Here is a 21,190-nt window from a genome sequence, read left to right on the forward strand (position 1 = left end):
GTTTCTTTCAATATCAATTAAAATAACATTTGGTCACTACCGAATGTGTCATTTAATGCTTGTTGAGCAAGTACGTTTAAGTAATTCCAAGGTCTGTCGTAGTAAGGTTGGAAGAAGAAGTCTTGTACTGCAAGTTGTTCTAAAGTATAACCAGCTGAAATCGCAATGGACATTGTGTTGATTGATTCAGTGATATTCTCTTTAGACATTAGCTGTGCGCCTAAAATTTTATGACTATCTTCATCATAAATTATTTTCATGTGTACAGGGATTTCATCTTGCATGAATTTTGGACGAATAAGTTCTTTGACATATTTTTGTCCTAAGTTTCCATCATAATTATCTTGTTCAGTACCATGAATGCCTGTTTGACCAAATTTATAATCAAACAATTGTAATCCAGAGGTACCAGAAACACGTGGCATTGTCTTATCATGGCCTAACATATTTTTAGCTGCTGTGACACCTTGTCGACGTGAATTGGTTGCTAAAGCAATATAGCGATCTTCTTCAACTGGTGCAAATGGGACAAGTGTTGCATCGCCACCAGCATAGACATCTTTAGCAGATGTTTGTTGATGATGATTAATAGTAATGACACCTTTTTTACCTAAATCTATTTTACCTTCTAACCAATCTGTTGCTGGTTGGACACCTACGGCAAATAGTACTGTATCTGCTTCATACTCATTTTTGTCTGTGATAACTTTAGTTACATTACCTTGTTCATCACCATTTAAGGATTGAACGGTTTCGTCACCAATAAATTCTAATCCATGTTCTTTAGCATTATCCTCAAGAATATCAGTAAATTCTTGATCTAAATACGTACTTAAAATACGATCCGCTACATCAATCACTTTCGTTTGAATACCGGCTTTAGCGAAGGCTTCTGCGGCTTCAATACCGATATAGCCACCACCCACGACAACTGCTTTTTTGGCGTTTGACATACGTGATTTTACTTGATCAGCCCAATCTCTGCCACGCATGAATAAAACATGGTTATATTGATCAATACCTTCAACTGGAGGAGTGACTGGTTTGCCTCCTGGACTTAAGAAGAGTTTGTCGTAATTTACTTGTTCAGTATTACCATTTTGATTAACTGTTATGACTTTTTGTTCAGTATCTATATCAGTAACGGTGCTATTAACATGAATATTAACGCCTTGATCTTTATATGATTGTTCATTCGCATAGTGTAATGAATCGAGAGATGGTGATACATCTTCTAAGTAACTTTGTATACCACAAGATAGGAAAGAAGGTTTGTCACCACTTTCATATACATGTATATCGGCACCTTTGTCTTCTTTAAGTAATGTTTGGATGACCTCATATCCAGCATGAGATGTACCAACAATGATGTATTTCATTTTATTACCTCCTATTAGAATTTTATACATATGAAAACAATTTATTTTCGTTCACAAATTATATTTACCACTATATTTATTTTTTATTCAGAGAAAGGACTGTTTTGAGCAATGTTCAAAAATTTGTCATGATTAACAGTTTTGAAAACATAAAAAGAGGTCGTGACAAAAGCGTTTAGGATTTGAGCAGAACCGAACAATGATAAAGAACTACTTCCTTATTCATAGGTTAGTAGTTCTTACAAACTCAATAGTTGAGTTTGTTCATTTGAATTGTTTTCCAAATTTTGTCGAATCGTGAACATTTGCCCAACTTGCATTATTTGCAGAAATTGGAATACCAATTTCTCTATGTTGGGTCCCTTCTGCCGATAATCCTACTTTTGGAACGCCGTTAATCGGTTTCCCAAAGTACAAAGCTTTATATCTCAACCTCTTTTTTAAATATATGAATTATGAAATTTTTCTTAATGGTCTTTGGCTAATGAAAGCTGTGCCTGCTACTAGAGATAGCACTGCTAATGCATCGGTAGGTATTGTGTCATCCTTACCTGACTCTGGTAATTCGTTAGATTTCACTTTACCAACATAATACGCATTTAACTCTTTAGTGCTATCTACTGAGGCATTTTCTTGTTGGCTTTCGTGATTTTCTTCATAGTTTTTGGCGCTGATACCTTGGCCTGTATAGTTATCTGATGAATTCAAAGAACTAAAATCTCCGAAATTACCACTTTTATATTGAACTTCTCCATTTTTATATACTTTATACGCACCAACACCGGCACCAGATTTATTATTAATATTAATGATAAAATAGGAACCTTTATCTTTGACGTCGTTGAAATTTTGTAAGTCGGGATTACCGCCGCTATTTTTCATAGCTTGTTGTGCAACATTGATGGCATTGTCTGCAGTGACTTCTTCAGCTTTTGCCTCACTTGCGAAAGATACTGAAAATAAAACAGTGCTAGCTAAAACAGTTGTTGCTATTATAGAGCGTTTCTTCACAATGAAAACCCCATTTCCAATTAGAGAATGATTTAATTTCGTTTACATTAATAGTGTACCACCATTTTTTTCTGAATAAGCCTTTTTAAAAGAATCAATACTCAAACTTAAAGCTAATTTAAAGAAATTAATAAATGATTTAGAAATGGGTATCAAAAGTTATAAACAAACCAAATAGTTTAGAAGGTCCACAATTTATTTATTTACAATTAATGTGTAATTAGATATATGTTTTTGAAATAAGGTAGTTTATAATAAATTTATAATGTAATGTATATACAAAAAATAAATAAAGGGGATTCTTTAATGAAAAAATTAGCTGGGACAATACTAACAGCATCTATAGTATTAGCAGGTTGTGGGTTTGGGAATAATGACAAAGGAAGTTCTAAAGTCTCTGATGATTCAACAAGTAAGAGTCATCAAAGCAGTGATAATAAAGGTGATCAATCATCACAATCGAATCAAAGTTCAAGTCAATCATCTTCAAAAAGTTCAAAAACACAACAAGAAAATACCAATACGCAAGATTATTATGCTAAAGTTTGGCTTACTGTATTTAAAGACTACCGTGGAAGCGGTGAAGTAGAGAACCATATATCAAATATGTCTCATACTGATGTTAGTGGTGAAGCAATTAACCCATACAATAAAGAGGCATCAGAAAAATATCCAGATGGCGTTCAAATTATAAATGGTACACCAACTGCTGCTGGGCACGTTATATATAAAAATAATGGGGATGGCACAATAACGACTTATGGTACGCCATCTCATTTCCAAGACCGTCGTTGGATGGAAGATGATTATACAAAATCTGAAACAAAACGTATTTTAGATAATGCTAATACGATTAAGTTATATGATGCGAGTCAAGATGAAATTGATAAAGTTAAAGGTTACTTTAATGAATCAGATACCGTAGCCGCGACTGATGATGATGTATCAAGCGATTCATCTGACGATTCAGATGATGACACGTCTTCAGATTCTAGTGATACAACAGTGACTCGTGATAATGTTATTGATAAAGTTGAAGACTATGAAGGTCATCAATTGGATACATCAACATATACGTATAAAGAACCTGAGAAAAATAGCGATGGAGAATGGGGATTCTCATTCACAGATAAAGACGGTAACTTAGCAGGTTCTTATATTATTGATGAAGATGGAAATGTAACGAAATACGATGAAAATGGTGACGAAGAATAATCATCATTCAATTAGCGATAGGCTAGGACATAAATATATACCTCAAGTTACATTGATATTTAGGCCGTAGTTGACTGTAAAGTCATTCTTTTTCTTTAGAAATTAGTATCTCTTATGCATGAGTTTCACTCATGTATTTCTATATTTAAAGTACACATTAGCTGTGGCTAATGCGTAAGAACCACTACATAATCAATGATTAGTGGTTCTTTATTATTTCTGTCCCACTCCATTGTTTTATAAATGTAATTTTGAAATAGCAAAGTTACAGAAATACATGAATACTACAAAGATCATATGTGCAATGAGCCACCAAATCCATTCCGTCGCATTAAATACAAAGAATGATCTTTGAGCGATGGCAATGAGGAAAGGATACATACCAATAAATATCACTAGTAAAGGTAGATAGGCTAAGTGATAGAGTAGTTTTGATATATTGTAAAGTACCATGAAGATGAGATAAATCATCAAACCTATAGACAGATGTATGATGACTTCCATCCATGTTGGTACAAGTTTAGGGTTAACTAAAAAATCTATATTTAATAATAGCTGTGTTAGATGAGTATGCTGTATGAGAACATCTAAAATCATAGTACTGAGTAATAATACAAAGGATGAAGCAACGGCACTTAAAAAGTGGTAAGTCAGTCTTAGAATAATACCCCTCCTAGTCCACGTTTGATGTATATTTTATTCCCTAATACGGATAACATATACATACAAAAAAGATATCTATTTTATTTAGTTAGAATTTTCGGAAAATATTTACAAATCTGAAAATTATTAGTATATTGAGTACTATCATCAAATCGAAATCATTTTATAACTGAAGCATTTGAATCATCTTTTTAATCGTCAGTAATGAAGTGAAGTTTAATTAAGGAAGGATGATTTGATCATGAGTAAAGCACAAGACTTAATAAAAGAAGATGAGCAATATTTTGCTAAATCTGGCAGAATCAAATATTATCCTTTAGCCATCGATCATGGGTACGGTGCAACGCTAGTAGATGTTGATGGAAAAGAGTACATCGACTTATTAGCCAGTGCAAGTTCACAAAACGTGGGCCATGCGCCTAAAAAAGTCACCGAAGCGATTAAAAAGCAAGTTGATAAGTTTGTCCACTATACGCCAGCGTATATGTACCATGAGCCGCTAATTCGTTTGTCTAAAAAGTTATGCGATATATCACCCGGGGATTATGAAAAAAGAGTGACATATGGTTTGAGTGGTTCAGATGCCAATGATGGTATTATCAAGTTTGCTCGTGCATATACAGGACGACCTTATATCATCAGTTTTACAAATGCGTATCATGGTTCAACATTTGGTTCGCTTTCTATGTCGGCAATTAGCTTGAATATGAGAAAGAAATATGGTCCGCTTTTGAATGGCTTTTATCACATACCTTTTCCTGACAATTATAGAGGTTTATTTGAACAACCTACTCCGAATACTGTAGATGAATATTTAGCGCCACTTAAAGAAATGTTTAATAAATATGTTCCGGCTGACGAAGTAGCATGTATTGTATTAGAAACGATACAAGGGGATGGTGGTCTATTAGAACCTGTGCCAGGCTACTTTGAAGCTTTACAAAGTATTTGTAGAGAACATGGCATTCTAATTGCGGTTGATGATATTCAACAAGGATTAGGACGTACTGGGAAATGGAGTTCAGTAGAGCACTTCAACTTTACACCAGATTTAATTACGTTTGGTAAGTCACTTGCCGGAGGATTGCCTATGTCAGCCATAGTTGGTCGTAAAGAAATCATGGAGACGTTAGAAGCACCGGCACATCTATTTACTACTGGTGCGAATCCAGTTAGTTGTGAAGCGGCCTTAGCTACACTTGAGATGATTGAGGAAGAACAGTTACTTGAAGCAAGTCTAGAAAAAGGTGACTATGTACGTCAAACAATGGATAGATGGATTACTGATTATGAATGTATTGGAGATGTCCGTGGTAAAGGATTATCAATTGGTATCGATATAGTATCTGATCCAATTCAAAAGACGCGTGACCCTGAAGCGGCATTAAAAATTTGTAATTATTGTTTTGATAAAGGTGTAGTTATCATAGCAGTAGCAGGGAATGTGTTAAGATTTCAACCGCCACTAGTTATCTCATACGACCAGTTAGATTATGCATTATCGACACTTGAGAAAGCGATACAAGCGTTAAATCGAGGAGATTTAGACCAATATGAAATAGAAGGTCAAGGTTGGTAAAAGGAGTTTAGGCTATAAATAAAAGAGCGATTCCACACATGATAATCATTGTGGAATCGCTCTTTTAATGTTTTGATTAAGATTTTTTAGGAGATTTGTAGGCATCATCACGATCTTTTTTAGAATGTCTCATGCCATAAAGTAAATAGATAAATATACCTATAATAAACCAAATCAGTGTATATAATTTTGCTTCAAAACTTAACCCCCAGAATACTAATAGAACTAGTATGAAAGTGATTGCGGGTAATACTGGGTATAAAGGCAATTTGAAAGATGGTATTGGTAAGTCTTTACCTTCACGCTTTCTAAGTTGATACATTGCTAATGAAACAAACATAAATGCAACTAATGTTCCTGCTGAAATTAATTGAGCTAAGAAAGCAAATGGGAACATTGATCCGATTAAGACTCCAATTACTGTTAAAATAACTAATGCTCTATTTGGTAAATGTTTGTTATTTAATTTACCTAGCCAAGAAGGTAATAAACCGTCACGACCAAATGAGTATAATAGTCTTGATCCAGCAAGTATCATACCAATTAAAGCAGTAAACATACCAATGACTGAGATAGCTTGCACAACTGCGGCAACAATACCGTGACCACTTTCACGTAATGCCCAACCTACTGGTTCAGCGTTGTCCGCATATTGACTGTAATGGAACATACCTACTAATATTAAAGCAACTGCAACAAATAGTATAATAGCGACTAATAATGATCCTAAAATTCCTCTTGGCATTGTTTTTTGAGGGTTAATCGCTTCAGCAGAGTTGGCAGCGATAGAGTCAAATCCAATATATGCTAAGAAAATCATAGATACACCAGCATAAATACCTTGCCAGCCACCAAAATCACCTGCATCAGTAACCTTGTGTTCTGGAATAAATGGTACATAGTTGCTAAAGTTGATAGCAGTTAGTCCTACAATGACGAATAAGATAATTGCTAACACCTTTAAAATAACTAAAATATTTTCCATACGTGCAGCTTCACTCATACCACGTGATAATAGTAAAGCAGTTAAGATAATAACTATGGCTGCAACAATATCAATCACGCCACCATCACTACCAAATGGATTGGATAATGCTTTTGGTAATTCAATACCTAAGGGTTTGACTAAACCTCGTAAGTTAGCAGAAAAGCCAGAAGCCACAAAGGCGACAGCAATGAAGTATTCGGCTAGGAGCGCCCAACCGGCAACCCAACCAAAAAATTCACCAAATAGTACGTTAATCCAAGAATAAGCAGAACCTGCAAATGGCATAGTAGAAGCCATTTCAGCATATGTAAAGGCAACTAATCCTGCTACAATGGCTGCAAGTAAGAATGATAATGCAACCGCTGGTCCAGCATGCTCAGCTGCTACAACACCAGGTAAAGTAAATATAGACGTAGAAACAATAGTACCTACACCTAATGCAAGAAAATCACGAACACGTAATGTTCTTTTTAAATGACCATCTTTGCTTTGATAGATGGATGGATCTTCTTTTTGTGTTAATCGTTTAAAAAAACTAGACATAATAAACCTCCGTATATCAATGAGTTATATTTAACTGTCATTTTAATAATTTATATCATAGCATAAAAAACATATATTTTGTCTAAAAATTCTGAAAAATCAAAACTTTCTTGTTCACTTCTATTATACGTGACATCAATTCGCATTATGTTATATGTCTACAAAATGGCAGTAGCTATCTAAATTGTATATTAATGTATTACAATTAGAGCTATCCTTGCCGAGGTGACACAATGAAATAAAGTGATTAGTTATTTCTGTTTCACGCTCAAATTTAAAAGGATAAACTTGATTATAACAGAAAATAACGGGATAAGAAGTATTTTTTTATAAATGTGAACGATATTTTAGCTTTTTACAACATATTCTATAGAATAAAGGTATATGAAACTTATCAATGAACGATATGTGTCATATTACTATTATAAAAACGTTGAGGCGATAACGATGGCTTTAGAAAAATTTATGAGAAGAAATATATATCAGAGTAAAGAAATGGCTATACTCTTAACCTTTGTTGGTGGATATATTGATGCTTACACCTTTTTAAGTCGTGGAGGTACACTAGCAGCAGGTCAAACAGGAAACATTATTTTTCTTGCTTCAGAGTTGTCACATAGAGATTTAAGAGGCGGTATGTTGAAGGTTGCTTCGGTTGTCTCCTTTATGATTGGCGTAATGTTTGTATCTTTAATTCATCATCAATTGGCAACACGGTATTGGAGATTAGTCTCATTAATACCTATTACATTAAGTTGCCTCGTTGTAGGATTTTTGCCAATGAGTATACCTAATTTGTATATTTTACCACCATTAGCATTCGGTATGGCAATGCTAACAACTTCATTTAGTAAAATAGAAGGTGAAGGTTATAATAATACCTTTTCAACTGGGAACCTTAAAAATGGTGTGATAGCGTTGAGTGAATATATATTAAATGGTGATACCGCCCAATTGAGAAAGGCTAAACTTTACATTAGAATAGTATTAAGTTTTATTATTGGAGCTATTATTTCAGCAGAAGTTCAAAAATATATAGGCACCTATGCCATATTAGTTGCAGCAATGATTCTAGTATTAATATTTATCTTTTATAGTATATTAATTTATAGAAGAGAGCATACAGTGGAATAACTTTCAAAAATCAAATTAAGAGGTTAGTGCTATGGAAATAAAACAGATAAAATATTTTGTTGAAACTGTTCGACGCGGTGGTATGACGCAAGCATCTGAACATTTATATATTGCACAGTCAACAATTAGTAAAGCAATCAAAAGTATAGAAAATGAATATGATATTACATTATTTGATCGTTCACAAAAGCAAATTAAACTGACAGACATCGGTCAGACATTTTACGACAATAGCTTAGAGTTTTTAGCATTGTTTGAGAAACTATCATTAGAAATGAATGATGTGATGAATGTTCAAAAAGGCCATATTAGAATAGCGCTATCACCGATGATGAATGTTCAATTATTTACAGATAGTTTAAATCAATTTCACCAACTATATCCGAAAGTTACCTATGAAGTAATGGAAGGTGGAGGTAAAATAGTAGAAAACCTCACAGAAACAGATGAAGTGGATATAGGTATTACGACTTTACCTGTTGATGCAACTTTATTTCATTCGGTTCCATTATATAATGAAGAGTTACTACTCGTTGTGAGTAAAGACCATGCATTGGCACAACAAGAAAAAGTGGATTTAGCCGAACTTAAAGAAGAAGAGTTTGTGCTATTTCATGATGATTATTACTTAAAAGATCAAATTATCGAGAACTGTAAACGATTAGGCTTTTATCCGAAAACTGTAGCTAATATCTCCCAAATTAGTTTTATAGCGAATATGATTAGTCAAGGTATTGGTATTAGTGTCGTACCAGAAAGTTTAGTACATTTAATGGGAGATAATGTGAAAGCATTGAAACTCGAAAATGCAGAGTTATCATGGCATTTAGGTTTAATCTGGAGGAGAGATGCATATCTTAATTTTGTGACACGCGAATGGATACAATTTATAAGGGACTTAAGAGAGAAGTAGTAATTCTTTAATACAAATAAATACGTGAATTGAAAAATACTTTGGTGTCAGTCATTGTACATCAAAGTATTTTTTATTACTTTTTTCTATATATAATGTATTCCTTTTAGGAATGTTATTAATCGAAAATATGTATTTTATTAATACTTCAAGAGGGACTATAATGAATGATGTAAGGCACATAAAACCAACAAATTGGTGACGTTAACATCATTCACCCCCTTGAATGTTTACACATAAAATTTAACAAAGTATATTTAAAATGAAGTCGGATTTAATTGTAATTTATTATAAATGAATGAGATAAAAAGGTAAACTTTAATCTTTATCTCTTCAAAGTGAAGGAGTTTTTCATTATGAAAAAATTTGGTAAAAAAGTTGTTTTAGTTGGGGATGGCTCAGTAGGCTCTAGTTATGCTTTTGCAATGGTCACACAAGGTATTGCAGATGAATTTGTAATTATTGATATTGCTAAAGACAAAGTGAATGCGGACGTTCAAGACTTAAACCACGGGGCACTTCACAGTGATTCACCAGTTATTGTTAAAGCTGGAGAATATAGCGATTGTAAAGATGCTGATTTAGTTGTTATTACTGCTGGAGCACCACAAAAACCAGGTGAAACACGTTTACAATTAGTAGAGAAAAACACAAAAATTATGCACAGCATTGTGACAAGCATTATGGATAGTGGCTTTGATGGTTACTTCTTAATTGCGGCAAATCCTGTGGATATTCTAACACGCTATGTCAAAGAATTAACTGGCTTACCAGCGGAACGTGTTATCGGTTCAGGTACAGTATTAGACTCTGCAAGACTTAGATATTTAATCAGTAACGAGTTAAATGTAGCGCCTGCAAGCGTTCATGCTGCTATTATAGGTGAACACGGTGACTCTGAATTAGCGGTATGGTCTAAAGCGAATATTGCTGGTATTTCAGTATTCGATACGCTTAAAGAACAAACTGGTAGTGAAGCTAAAGCACAAGAAATTTATGAAAAAACTAGAGACGCTGCATATGAAATTATTCAAGCTAAAGGTTCAACATACTACGGTATTGCTTTAGCCTTATTAAGAATTTCAAAAGCCTTATTAAACAACGAAAACACTATTTTAACAGTTTCTTCACAATTAAATGGAGAGTATGGATTTAAAGATGTATACATTGGTGTACCAACATTAATTAACGAAAATGGTGCAAGTAAAATTTATGAAACACCATTAAGCGATCACGAAAAAGAATTGTTTAAACAATCTGTTGAGGCATTAGAAGCTTCATATGATTCAGTGAAACATCTTTTAGAACAATAAAACATGAATGATCCATCTTTAATGTATAAATGAGCAACGGGGAATTGATTTCACACTGATGTTATCGTAAAGATAAAATAAAATGTGAGCATTGGAAGGAAATGAATATAATGGCAGACAAAAAATATACTGCAGCTGATATGGTCATAGACACATTAAAAAATAATGGAGTAGAATACGTATTTGGTATTCCAGGTGCAAAAATTGACTATTTATTTAACGCACTTGAAGACGATGGACCTGAACTTATTGTTACGCGTCACGAGCAAAACGCAGCAATGATGGCCCAAGGTATAGGACGACTAACTGGTAAACCAGGTGTCGCACTTGTAACGAGTGGTCCAGGTGTCAGTAACTTAACGACCGGACTATTAACAGCAACATCTGAAGGAGATCCCGTATTAGCTTTAGGAGGACAAGTTAAACGTAATGATTTATTACGTTTAACACATCAAAGTATAGATAATGCGGCATTATTAAAATATTCAACAAAGTATAGTGAAGAAGTACAAGATCCTGAATCTTTATCAGAAGTCATGACTAATGCTATGAGAACAGCAACATCAGGTAAAAATGGTGCGAGTTTTATTAGTATTCCACAAGATGTTATTTCAGCACCAGTAGAATCAAAAGCTATAGCACTATGTCAAAAGCCTAATTTAGGTGTTCCTAGTGAGCAAGATATAAATGACGTGATTGATGCAATTAAAAATGCAGCATTTCCTGTTTTACTCGCCGGTATGAGAAGTTCAAGTGCGAATGAAACAAATGCTATCCGTAAATTAGTTGAAAAGACAAATTTACCAGTAGTTGAAACATTCCAAGGTGCTGGTGTCATTAGTCGCGATTTAGAAAATCACTTCTTTGGTCGTGTAGGATTATTCCGTAACCAAGTAGGAGATGAATTGCTTCGTAAAAGTGATTTAGTTGTCACAATTGGTTATGATCCGATTGAGTACGAAGCAAGTAATTGGAATAAGGAATTAGACACAAAAGTGATCAATATTGATGAAGTTCCAGCAGAAATTACAAATTATATGCAACCTACTAAAGAATTAATTGGTAATATTGCAGGAACTATAGAAATGATATCTGACAAAGTAGATGAACCATTTATTAACCAACAACATTTAGATGAATTAGAGCAGTTAAGAGCACATATTGTTGAAGAAACGGGTATTAAAGCAACTCATAAAGATGGTGTATTACATCCAATCGAAATTATCGAATCTATGCAAAAAATGTTAACGGATGATACTACGGTTACCGTTGATGTCGGAAGTCATTATATTTGGATGGCACGTAAATTCAGAAGTTATAATCCGAGACATTTGTTATTTAGTAATGGTATGCAAACGTTAGGTGTTGCATTACCTTGGGCGATTTCAGCAGCACTAGTACGTCCAAATACACAAGTTGTCTCAGTAGCTGGTGATGGTGGATTTCTATTTTCAGCACAAGATTTAGAAACAGCTGTTCGAAAAAATTTAAATATCATACAATTAATTTGGAATGATGGTAAGTATAATATGGTTGAGTTCCAAGAAGAAATGAAATACGAACGTTCATCAGGTGTAGATTTTGGTTCAGTTGATTACGTGAAATATGCAGAAGCTTTTGGTGCGAAAGGAATGCGTGTAACAAATCAAGAAGAATTAGAAAATGCGATTAAAAAAGGTTATGAAATTCAAGGACCTGTAGTCATTGATATACCTGTAAATTATAAAGATAATGTAAAACTTTCAACCAATATGTTGCCTGATGCATTTAATTAATAATCAAATAGTAATTGAGGAGTGAAGCTTTTATGACTAATATCTTATATCAACACGGTACATTAGGAACATTGATGGCAGGACTATTAAAGGGTACCGCCTCAATTAATGAAATATTAAAACATGGAGATTTAGGTATTGCGACTTTAACGGGATCGAATGGAGAAGTGATATTTGTGGATGGTAAGGCTTACCATGCTAATGAACATAAAGATTTTATTGAATTAAAAGGTGATGAATTAACACCTTATGCGACAGTGACGAAATTCAAGGCAGATACAACATACCAAACTAAAGATAAATCATCTGAAGACGTTTTTGACGAAGTTAAAGAAAACATGTTGAGTGAAAACTTATTTTCAGCTGTTAAAATTTCTGGAGTATTCAAAAAAATGCACGTTCGCATGATGCCTGGACAAGAGCCGCCATACACACGATTAATTGATTCGGCACGCAGACAACCTGAACAAACTGAGACGTATGTTAAAGGAACTGTTGTTGGTTTCTTCACACCGGAACTTTTCCATGGTGTAGGTTCAGCAGGATTCCATGTGCACTTTGCGAATGATGATCGTAACTTCGGCGGCCATGTGCTAGACTTTGAAATAGAAGATGCTAAGGTTGAAATTCAGAACTTCGAAACATTCGAACAACATTTCCCAATTAATGATGAAATCTTTAATAAGACGGATATTGATTATAAAGATATTGCTGAAGAAATAAGAGAAGCCGAATAACTATAAATGAAGCCTGAGGTAAGTCATGTCTTGCCTCAGGCTTTGTTACGTTATTAGAAATATCATTAAAATTGAGATTGATAAGCCGATAAAAATGCATATACCGTATCAAGGTAAGGTGTCGTTATATGATATTCTTGAGCCTTCTTATAAATGTATCCTTGTATAGACTCCATTTCTAAAGGTCTTCCAGATGTGATATCATAGTACATACTTGTTCCCATCTGATCAGGATACCCCTCATATATTGTCATAATAGAGTCGAGTGTGTTTACATCAAAATTGAGTCCCTCAGCACGAGCTACGGAAATCCCCTCTGAAATGATGCCACGACAAATATTCCGAATATGTGATGATCGTAATAATTTAGCAGTATCTCGGCCCAATGCAGTAATTGAATTGATCCCCAAATTAACTAATAGTTTATACCATATCTTTTCTTCTATATTCTCTTCGAGTATGATTTCAATATTCGTTTGGTTGGTTAACTTTTGTAATTTTCGAGTCCTTGGTGTATCTTTCAAGTGAAGGCGATAGTCTCTAAAATGAGTGACGTCATTGTTATTTTTTTGACCACTGATATACACAACGGCCTGATATGAATTTGGAAAAGGTATGCGCTCTAATTGTCCATAGCCATTTTGAGCGAGAATGATGATCGTCTCTTCATGGATAATAGGTGATAATTGAGTAATGACTGTTTCTAATTGATATGTTTTAACCACAATAAATACAATATCAAGTGGTTGTGTTATATCTTGATAAGGCGTTACAGAGATTGTTTTAGATTGATGTCCATTTTCTGGGAAATAATTTAATGTGTTTTTTTGCTTTCCAATAAGTAAAGTGTCAGGATATGCTTGCTGTAATTCAATAGCAATCGTTGTTCCAACGGCACCTGGGCCAATAACACCAATTGTCATAATATTATTCTTTCCTTTCTGGGATAGATTCATTATACTATTGCTTAATAATATAGGAAATTGAGGATGAATTGAATTGAAAACTATAGCTCAGTTAGTAGAAATGAAAGAACAAAGCAATAAAATTTCAATGGTTACTGCTTATGATTTTCCTAGTGCAAAGCAAGCACAACAAGCAGATATAGATATGATTTTAGTAGGAGATTCCTTAGGAATGACTGTGTTAGGTTATGAAAGTACAGTTCAAGTTACAATAGACGATATGATTCATCATGGTAAAGCGGTTCGACGTGGTGCATCTGATACATTTGTAGTCGTAGATATGCCTATTGGTGCGGTGGGGATTAGTGATGAATTAGATTTGAAAAATGCATTAACGTTATATCAACAAACAGAAGCAAACGCGATTAAAGCAGAAGGTGCACATTTAACTGCATTTATTCGAAAAGCTACTCAAATAGGTATTCCTGTTGTGGCACATTTAGGATTAACACCGCAAAGTGTTGGTGTTATGGGATACAAATTGCAAGGTAGTACCAAAGAAGCGGCATTACAATTAATTGAGGACGCGCATCATGTAGAAGAAGCTGGTGCAATTGCGCTTGTGCTCGAAGCAATTCCTAGTGATCTGGCACAAGAAATTAGCCAACAATTATCAATTCCAGTTATAGGCATTGGTGCAGGTAAAGATACTGACGGACAAGTATTGGTTTATCATGATATGTTAAATTATGGTGTCGATCGACATGCCAAATTTGTTAAGCAATATAGTGATTTTTCAATAGGTATTAATGGTTTAAAACAATATAATGAAGAAGTAAAATCAGGCGCATTTCCATCCGAAGCACACACGTATAAGAAAAAAATTATGAGCGAGGTAAATAAAAATGACTAAAGTGATTACAACGGTAAGTGAAATGCAAAGTATTGCTAAAGAATACAAGAGACATGGTCAAACGATTGGTTTTGTACCAACGATGGGTGCATTACATGAAGGGCATTTAAAAATGATGGAATTATCATCAGAATTTAACGATATCACTGTAGTTAGTATATTTGTTAATCCTTTACAATTCGGTCCAAATGAAGACTTCGATGCATATCCACGTCAAATTAATAAAGATGTTGAAATGATGGAAGAAATTGATGTAGATTATGTATTTTATCCAAGTGTAGAAGAAATGTACCCTGATGAACTAGGTGTAACATTGAAGGTGGGTAAATTAGCTCATGTATTAGAAGGTGCACAACGATCAGGACATTTTGAAGGTGTCGTAACAGTAGTAAATAAATTATTTAATATTATTAGTCCAGACTATGCTTACTTTGGTAAAAAGGATGCACAACAATTGGCCATCGTTGAAAAAATGGTTAAAGACTTCAATCACCCAATTGAAATCATTGGCGTTGACATCGTTCGTGAAAAAGATGGATTAGCTAAAAGCTCACGAAATGTATATTTAACAGAAGAAGAACGTCAGGAAGCCGTTCATTTAAGTAAAAGTTTGAAATTAGCACGTGATTTATATAATAATGGTGAACGCAATAGTTCTGTTATTATAGATGAAATTACACAGTACTTATTAGATTATACAAGTGGTCAAGTTGATGAAGTTGCCATTTATAGTTACCCAGAATTAGAAGAGCAATCTAAAATTCAAGGCCAAATCTTTATTTCATTAGCTGTTAAATTTTCTAAAGCACGTTTGATAGATAATATAATAATTGGAGCTGAATAAGTTGATTAGAACAATGATGAATTCTAAAATTCATAGAGCAAGAGTGACAGAATCCAACTTGAATTATGTTGGAAGTATCACGATTGATTCTGACATTTTAGATGCCGTTGATATACTGCCAAATGAGAAAGTAGCCATCGTCAACAATAATAATGGTGCACGTTTTGAAACATATGTCATCGCTGGTGAAAGAGGTAGTGGCAAAATTTGTTTAAATGGTGCCGCTGCAAGATTAGTTGAAGTAGAAGATATAGTTATAATTATGACTTATGCACAATTAAATGAAGATGAATTGAATTATCATGCACCTAAAGTAGCAGTATTGAATGAACATAATGAAATCATTGAGATGATACATGAAAAAGAGAATACGATTGTGTTATAAGTTGTATCATTCGATATAAAATGAAGTCCTAATTCATCACGAGAAGTGGTTGATTAGGACTTTTAATTTTTATTAAATAAAATAAAAATAATATAGAATAGGGCGGTTAAATGGGATATAATTTATCTAAGTAAATATAGCAGAGGAATTGAATAGACATGAAATGTCCAAATTGTGGTCAGAATTATCAACAAGAAGATCAATGTTGTGGTCATTGCGGATACAAATTAACGCGTCAAAATGATCATACAACAACTAGTACAACAGCATCTACAATAAAAGAGACACAACAACATTCTACTAAAACTAACGATGACAATGTGAAAAGTAGAAGAGATAACGAAAACTTTAAACAAGGTACAACATCACACCAAACAAAGAGAAAGTTATCTACACTAGGTGAAAACGATGCGCATTTTGAAGAAGTAATGAAAGATAAAACGGCGTCTTTTGAACATAAAATGAAAGATTTAACAGACGAAAGTAAACAGTTTTTTAACCATGTGTTTAAATCATCAGACCAAAGCGATGTGATATATAGTTATCGATTATTAGTGACGTTAATATGTGCTGGATTACTTTTAAGTACATTATTAATCATCATTCTAGCATCTGATATATTTTTATTATTTCCAGAAAGTTCACCATTTAAAGCTATTTTTTATATGTTAATGATCATCCTAGGTAGTTTAGCTTTATCAGTTACTATTTTATATTGCATCGTGAAATGTACTTTAACAACGACGATAGAATTTCATAAGGTTTTTTCAGATTATGTTGTTATTAACACTTTCTCAGTTTTAGCATTATTAATTGGATTAGTATTAGCCATTTTATCTATCTTTAAATTAGCATTGATTATCATGCTATTAGCATTTGTGCTATTATATATCATCTCACTAACGTACATGTTAGTGAAATATAGTGGTATCTATCCTACAAAATTTGCGAGTATTTATGGTATTATCATTTACCAATTTGTCTTGATGGTCATCGTTTATTTATAGGGCATATGATTATACAACAATTAATTAATGATTACTTGATGAAACTGTTTGGTAGTGGTTTTAGTGGTTTATTGTAACAGATGTGGTATGCCTAAACATTACTATCTCACTCAATATTGTCCATCTTATTATTCAAAAGGCATTAATAAAAAACATGACAAAAATCATTTGCATCAAATACATGCAGCACATACGTCGCATAGATACCGATTTCGTAAACCACGTAAACCATTGTTTTTGATTGTGGTTTTACTGATGATTATGGTCATTATATTAGTAAGTTGGATATACTATTTTAGATATGAAAATTCAGCAGACAAAAGAATTCAAGCATTTTCAGAGGCAATGAGATATAAGGATAAAGAGCAATTAACATCATTAGTGACCTCAAATCATCAACCATTGACAGATGAGGAAGCGGTGGCATATTTTGCTTTAATCCAAACAATGGGTGGATCCGATAGATATATGAAACAAATCAAATCAGCCATCCATCAGTTAGATCAGAATGAAGCTACATCAAAAGATATCAACATTGATGGTGTGACGTTTTTAACGATCAATAAGAAAACGCAATTATATGGTTATATCAAAGAATTTCAATTTGAAATACCCCAATTTCGTTTTATATTAGATGATAAAGATAATGGTGAATTAACATATCAATTAAATGATAAAAAGCATGAAATACGTTTAGTAAAAGGTCATATTGTGAGTCTTGAAGCAGTACCTTTAGGAGAATACAAATTAAAAGCGACTAAAAAAGTGGGTAACCGTACTTACGACGGTCATGTCGTATTAAGTTTAAAGCAGTACGGCACGATGGCTAAAGAAGACTTTAGTGAAAAGCGATTTAAAGTGACGACTAAAAATAGTTATATGTTTAAGAAAGTAGAGTTAGTATTAAACGATAAACATGTAGGAAAAGTCAAAGATTATATCACCTATGGCCCTTATAGCGGAGAAGAAGATTTACTTGTATATGGAGTAGGGTATATAGGAAATCAATCATTCAAATCAAATGAAGTAAATGTACCATCCATTAATAGCGATGAAAGTCCTGTTAATGTCGTACTTAAATTTAATGAGTCGGAAATCTTTAGTCAGACTCGAACTAAAGATAATCATGGTATGACAAAAAATAAATGATATTTATCTTAAGGAGAAAGCGTACAGTACTTCTCTTTTTTTTGTTGGTTTAATATTGATGATAGTTATTTTATTAGATATTAAAATAAAAAATTTTAGTAAATATAAGTTTAAAGGTAATTGACCTATCTAAAAATATAACTAACTTTAATAAAGAATTTTATAAATATTTCAAAAATCGATAGAAAACAACATAAATATAATGTTATACTTTGCAAAGATTAAAAATAGAAATTGGGGGTAACATTATGAAATGTCCAAATTGTGGTCATCAAGTCGAACAAGATGACGTTTTTTGTGGGGAATGTGGTACTAAATTAGAACGTCAATCAAAATCAGTCACAGCTGCTGAAAATGATATTCAAAAAGCAGATTCTAATTCACAGTCTCATCATTCAACACACGCATCTAGTCAACACGCAATCAACTCAAATAGCAATGCCTCATACGAGCAATCACAATCTATGAACCAAGGTGCGCCATCTAATTCAATGAATCAACAAAATGCATCTACCGAAAATAGTTCAAATTCAAACTTCAATCACAGTCAGCATCAACAAGCACAAAACAATACTAATCAACAGCAATTCCAAAACCAACAGTATCAGCAACAAAATCAACAATTCCAAAATCAACAATTCCAACAACAACCACATGGTTATCAAAAACAACCTAATCAATTTAGTGAACAAGCTAAAGAGGTTACAGCTGAAAGTAAAGGCTTTTTCAAAAGTGCTTTTGTAGATCCAGACAGAGAAATTAAAAGTATACATACATTTAGTTTCAAATTATTAGGATCACTATTAGCAATTGGATTAATTTTAATAGCAATTATTTTATTCTTAGCTATTCCTGAAGAAGTATCTTTATTTACTTCAGAAGCTAAAATTGTTTTTTCTATCATTTTTAGCTTAATTATTTTATTAGCTGCAAATGTAGGTGCAACGTTTGGTATTACTAGATTAGTTGTAGTCCAAGCAATACCATTTAAAAAAGTGCTTTCAGATTTTGTATTTATAAATAGTGTAACAGTGGCAACATTATTATTATCAATCATTTTATTAATTATGGAAGCATATACGTTTGGTACGGTTATTCTTATCTTATCATTCGTTATACTTGTCACTTCAGGTGTTTATTTAATTGCCAAATATAGTGGCATTAATCATACAAGATTTTCAAGCTTTTACGGTATGATTATTTATTTAATTGTTATTTTCATTTTAATGAGAATATTTGGTGAGGTAACATTCTCAAGTATCTTAGAAACATTCAATGAAACGAAAGATTCATTATTTAATAGCTTATTTGGTGGGGGTAGTACGTATTAATGAAATATTGTAGTAATTGTGGTAACCCTTTACGCCCAGATGTAAAGATATGTACGAATTGTGGTGCACCAGTTAATGGATCATCAAATGCAACACAATCAACTCAAAGTCAAGGAAACGCACAACGACAACAAAGTTATAATAATGCGAATATGCATCAACAGTATCAACCACAACCCAAAAAAAGTAAGAAAAAGGTTATTTTTATTGTTTTAATTATTGCGGTTGTATTGGCGATGTTAATTGCCATTTTTGCAATCCTGAAACATCAATTTTCACCTGAAAGTCAAGCAGATAATATCGCACATGCAGTGAAAAAAGATGATGCTAAAGGTTTAGCAAAACAAGTAACATCAGATAATCATAAATTGAGTGAAGAAGAAGCAAGAGCATATTTAAATTACATTAAAGCTGAAGACGACTTAACTAACGTTGCGAATCAAATTAAAAATAATACTAAAGAAATCAAGCAAGGTAAGTATAATAGTTTATCAGTCAATGCGAATGATAATAATGTGTTGAATATAGAGAAGAATGGTAAAAAATATTTATTCTTCGATAAGTACAACTTTAATATTCCGCAACATACGGTATCTATTTATCCTAATGATAGTGGTGATATCACTTATACATTTAATGGTGAGAAACATCATATTTCTGTTGAAAAAGAAGAAGAAAAAACGTTAGGTGCATTCCCAGTTGGTGATTATAATCTAAAAGCATCTAAGAAAATGGGTGGCAAAACGTTTAATGGTGCGCTTGATATTACTATGAGTGAAGATGAAGCTACTGCCAAGGAATCATTTAAACAAAAACGTTTCACTGTAACAACTGAAGGCGGTTCGATGTTAGATGATATTAAAATCTATGTGAACGATAAAAATTCAGGAGATGAATCAAAAACATATGGTCCTTATGATCCTGATGAAGAGGTAATTGTTTATGCCCAAGGTACATTAGATGGTCAATCATTTAAATCAAGTTCAGTGAATGTTTCAAGTGCAAGTAATGAAGATGATGGCGTATCGGAAGTCACATTGAAATTTGATGAAGACGCGATTGATGACGCATATGATAAGAAAATGGATGAAGACGATGATAGTGACAGTAGCGATTCAGGTGAAGTTACAAGAAGTAATGTTATCGATAAAGTAGAATCATATGAAGGTCATAAATTAGATACAGATACGTATACGTATAAAGAACCAGAAAAAACGGATGACGGTAAATGGGGATTCTCATTTGAAGATAAAGATGGAGACTTAGCTGGGTCATATACAGTAGACACAGATGATGGTTACGTAACAGAATATGATGAAGACGGCGAAAAAGTAGGTTCAGGCTACTAAGATAACCATACTTTATAGATCATTTTAAATTGATTACTCAAACTAAAAATAAGAAGG

Annotated in this window: 20 protein-coding genes; 14 read left to right on the forward strand and 6 right to left on the reverse strand. The window is 33.1% G+C overall.

The features are described 5' to 3' along the window. Positions 1-17 precede the first annotated feature (17 nt). The 3 genes from JX000_RS01235 to JX000_RS01245 form a co-directional block, all read right to left on the reverse strand. Entirely contained in the window at positions 18-1,379 is a 1,362-nt protein-coding gene (locus JX000_RS01235; protein WP_145506324.1) for an FAD-dependent oxidoreductase, read from the reverse strand. Positions 1,380-1,643: 264 nt separating this feature from the next. Continuing rightward, entirely contained in the window at positions 1,644-1,811 is a 168-nt protein-coding gene (locus tag JX000_RS01240) for a hypothetical protein (RefSeq protein WP_158256386.1), read from the reverse strand. Positions 1,812-1,832: 21 nt separating this feature from the next. Beyond that, complete coding sequence (locus JX000_RS01245) at positions 1,833-2,390, reverse strand: hypothetical protein (protein WP_002451242.1); 558 nt, start codon at positions 2,388-2,390, stop codon at positions 1,833-1,835. Positions 2,391-2,696: 306 nt separating this feature from the next. On the opposite strand from JX000_RS01245, the gene JX000_RS01250 reads away from it, so the two are divergent. Continuing rightward, positions 2,697-3,605 (forward strand): hypothetical protein, encoded by a 909-nt coding sequence (locus JX000_RS01250; RefSeq protein WP_124228135.1) that lies wholly within the window; start codon positions 2,697-2,699, stop codon positions 3,603-3,605. Positions 3,606-3,842: 237 nt separating this feature from the next. On the opposite strand, the gene JX000_RS12265 is transcribed toward JX000_RS01250, so the two are convergent. Continuing rightward, a complete protein-coding gene (locus JX000_RS12265) occupies positions 3,843-4,271 on the reverse strand; it encodes a hypothetical protein (protein ID WP_242244656.1) in 429 nt (142 codons plus the stop codon). A gap of 238 nt (positions 4,272-4,509) precedes the next feature. Between JX000_RS12265 and JX000_RS01255 the strand changes: the two genes are divergently transcribed. Continuing rightward, on the forward strand, positions 4,510-5,847 hold the full coding sequence (locus JX000_RS01255; RefSeq protein WP_049423295.1) for an aspartate aminotransferase family protein: 1,338 nt from the start codon (positions 4,510-4,512) through the stop codon (positions 5,845-5,847). Positions 5,848-5,923: 76 nt separating this feature from the next. Here JX000_RS01255 and JX000_RS01260 read toward each other — a convergent pair whose 3' ends face one another. Continuing rightward, positions 5,924-7,378, reverse strand: coding sequence for an APC family permease (locus JX000_RS01260; RefSeq protein WP_124228138.1), 1,455 nt, complete (start codon positions 7,376-7,378; stop codon positions 5,924-5,926). 447 nt (positions 7,379-7,825) lie between these two features. On the opposite strand from JX000_RS01260, the gene JX000_RS01265 reads away from it, so the two are divergent. From JX000_RS01265 to budA, 5 genes are all read left to right on the forward strand, one after another. Continuing rightward, positions 7,826-8,512, forward strand: a complete 687-nt coding sequence (locus JX000_RS01265) for a YoaK family protein (protein WP_002450461.1) — start codon at positions 7,826-7,828, stop codon at positions 8,510-8,512. 31 nt (positions 8,513-8,543) lie between these two features. Continuing rightward, complete coding sequence (gene cidR / locus JX000_RS01270; RefSeq protein ID WP_002450462.1) at positions 8,544-9,425, forward strand: cidABC operon transcriptional activator CidR; 882 nt, start codon at positions 8,544-8,546, stop codon at positions 9,423-9,425. Between the two features lie 356 nt (positions 9,426-9,781). Continuing rightward, positions 9,782-10,738 carry an L-lactate dehydrogenase gene (locus JX000_RS01275; protein WP_049423292.1) on the forward strand — a complete coding sequence of 319 codons (957 nt, stop codon included), beginning with the start codon at positions 9,782-9,784 and terminating at the stop codon, positions 10,736-10,738. A 110-nt stretch (positions 10,739-10,848) separates the two neighbouring features. Continuing rightward, positions 10,849-12,513, forward strand: coding sequence for an acetolactate synthase AlsS (gene alsS, locus JX000_RS01280; protein ID WP_124228139.1), 1,665 nt, complete (start codon positions 10,849-10,851; stop codon positions 12,511-12,513). 32 nt (positions 12,514-12,545) lie between these two features. Then, entirely contained in the window at positions 12,546-13,250 is a 705-nt protein-coding gene (budA, locus tag JX000_RS01285) for an acetolactate decarboxylase (protein ID WP_021335310.1), read from the forward strand. A 65-nt stretch (positions 13,251-13,315) separates the two neighbouring features. On the opposite strand, the gene JX000_RS01290 is transcribed toward budA, so the two are convergent. Continuing rightward, positions 13,316-14,173, reverse strand: coding sequence for an oxidoreductase (locus tag JX000_RS01290; RefSeq protein WP_124228141.1), 858 nt, complete (start codon positions 14,171-14,173; stop codon positions 13,316-13,318). A 76-nt stretch (positions 14,174-14,249) separates the two neighbouring features. Between JX000_RS01290 and panB the strand changes: the two genes are divergently transcribed. From panB to JX000_RS01325, 7 genes are all read left to right on the forward strand, one after another. Further along, the gene (gene panB / locus JX000_RS01295) at positions 14,250-15,068 is read left to right on the forward strand and encodes a 3-methyl-2-oxobutanoate hydroxymethyltransferase (RefSeq protein ID WP_124228142.1); all 819 of its coding nucleotides are present in this window, start codon (positions 14,250-14,252) and stop codon (positions 15,066-15,068) included. Continuing rightward, a complete protein-coding gene (gene panC, locus JX000_RS01300; protein WP_124228143.1) occupies positions 15,061-15,912 on the forward strand; it encodes a pantoate--beta-alanine ligase in 852 nt (283 codons plus the stop codon). The genes panB and panC overlap by 8 nt, the downstream gene beginning before the upstream one ends. A gap of 1 nt (position 15,913) precedes the next feature. Continuing rightward, positions 15,914-16,297 (forward strand): aspartate 1-decarboxylase, encoded by a 384-nt coding sequence (gene panD, locus JX000_RS01305; RefSeq protein WP_206140793.1) that lies wholly within the window; start codon positions 15,914-15,916, stop codon positions 16,295-16,297. Between the two features lie 158 nt (positions 16,298-16,455). Continuing rightward, a complete protein-coding gene (locus JX000_RS01310) occupies positions 16,456-17,304 on the forward strand; it encodes a zinc ribbon domain-containing protein (RefSeq protein ID WP_241004995.1) in 849 nt (282 codons plus the stop codon). Between the two features lie 87 nt (positions 17,305-17,391). After that, the gene (locus tag JX000_RS01315) at positions 17,392-18,453 is read left to right on the forward strand and encodes a TcaA second domain-containing protein (RefSeq protein WP_241004996.1); all 1,062 of its coding nucleotides are present in this window, start codon (positions 17,392-17,394) and stop codon (positions 18,451-18,453) included. 248 nt (positions 18,454-18,701) lie between these two features. After that, the gene (locus JX000_RS01320; RefSeq protein WP_206140794.1) at positions 18,702-19,784 is read left to right on the forward strand and encodes a zinc ribbon domain-containing protein; all 1,083 of its coding nucleotides are present in this window, start codon (positions 18,702-18,704) and stop codon (positions 19,782-19,784) included. Then, the gene (locus tag JX000_RS01325) at positions 19,784-21,133 is read left to right on the forward strand and encodes a zinc ribbon domain-containing protein (RefSeq protein WP_002450173.1); all 1,350 of its coding nucleotides are present in this window, start codon (positions 19,784-19,786) and stop codon (positions 21,131-21,133) included. The genes JX000_RS01320 and JX000_RS01325 overlap by 1 nt, the downstream gene beginning before the upstream one ends. Positions 21,134-21,190 lie beyond the last annotated feature (57 nt).

It is taken from the genome of Staphylococcus sp. SB1-57 (genome assembly GCF_017086425.1).
Classification (GTDB): Bacteria; Bacillota; Bacilli; order Staphylococcales; family Staphylococcaceae; genus Staphylococcus; species Staphylococcus warneri_A.

Coding starts and splice junctions, on each gene's coding strand:
- JX000_RS01235 (WP_145506324.1), bottom strand. CDS start 1,379: ATGAAATACATCATTGTTGGTACATCTCATGCTGGATATGAGGTCATC.
- budA (WP_021335310.1), top strand. CDS start 12,546: ATGACTAATATCTTATATCAACACGGTACATTAGGAACATTGATGGCA.
- JX000_RS01275 (WP_049423292.1), top strand. CDS start 9,782: ATGAAAAAATTTGGTAAAAAAGTTGTTTTAGTTGGGGATGGCTCAGTA.
- JX000_RS01290 (WP_124228141.1), bottom strand. CDS start 14,173: ATGACAATTGGTGTTATTGGCCCAGGTGCCGTTGGAACAACGATTGCT.
- JX000_RS01315 (WP_241004996.1), top strand. CDS start 17,392: ATGCCTAAACATTACTATCTCACTCAATATTGTCCATCTTATTATTCA.
- JX000_RS01320 (WP_206140794.1), top strand. CDS start 18,702: ATGAAATGTCCAAATTGTGGTCATCAAGTCGAACAAGATGACGTTTTT.
- JX000_RS01250 (WP_124228135.1), top strand. CDS start 2,697: ATGAAAAAATTAGCTGGGACAATACTAACAGCATCTATAGTATTAGCA.
- JX000_RS01255 (WP_049423295.1), top strand. CDS start 4,510: ATGAGTAAAGCACAAGACTTAATAAAAGAAGATGAGCAATATTTTGCT.
- JX000_RS01325 (WP_002450173.1), top strand. CDS start 19,784: ATGAAATATTGTAGTAATTGTGGTAACCCTTTACGCCCAGATGTAAAG.
- panC (WP_124228143.1), top strand. CDS start 15,061: ATGACTAAAGTGATTACAACGGTAAGTGAAATGCAAAGTATTGCTAAA.
- cidR (WP_002450462.1), top strand. CDS start 8,544: ATGGAAATAAAACAGATAAAATATTTTGTTGAAACTGTTCGACGCGGT.
- JX000_RS01265 (WP_002450461.1), top strand. CDS start 7,826: ATGGCTTTAGAAAAATTTATGAGAAGAAATATATATCAGAGTAAAGAA.
- JX000_RS01310 (WP_241004995.1), top strand. CDS start 16,456: ATGAAATGTCCAAATTGTGGTCAGAATTATCAACAAGAAGATCAATGT.
- alsS (WP_124228139.1), top strand. CDS start 10,849: ATGGCAGACAAAAAATATACTGCAGCTGATATGGTCATAGACACATTA.
- JX000_RS01260 (WP_124228138.1), bottom strand. CDS start 7,378: ATGTCTAGTTTTTTTAAACGATTAACACAAAAAGAAGATCCATCCATC.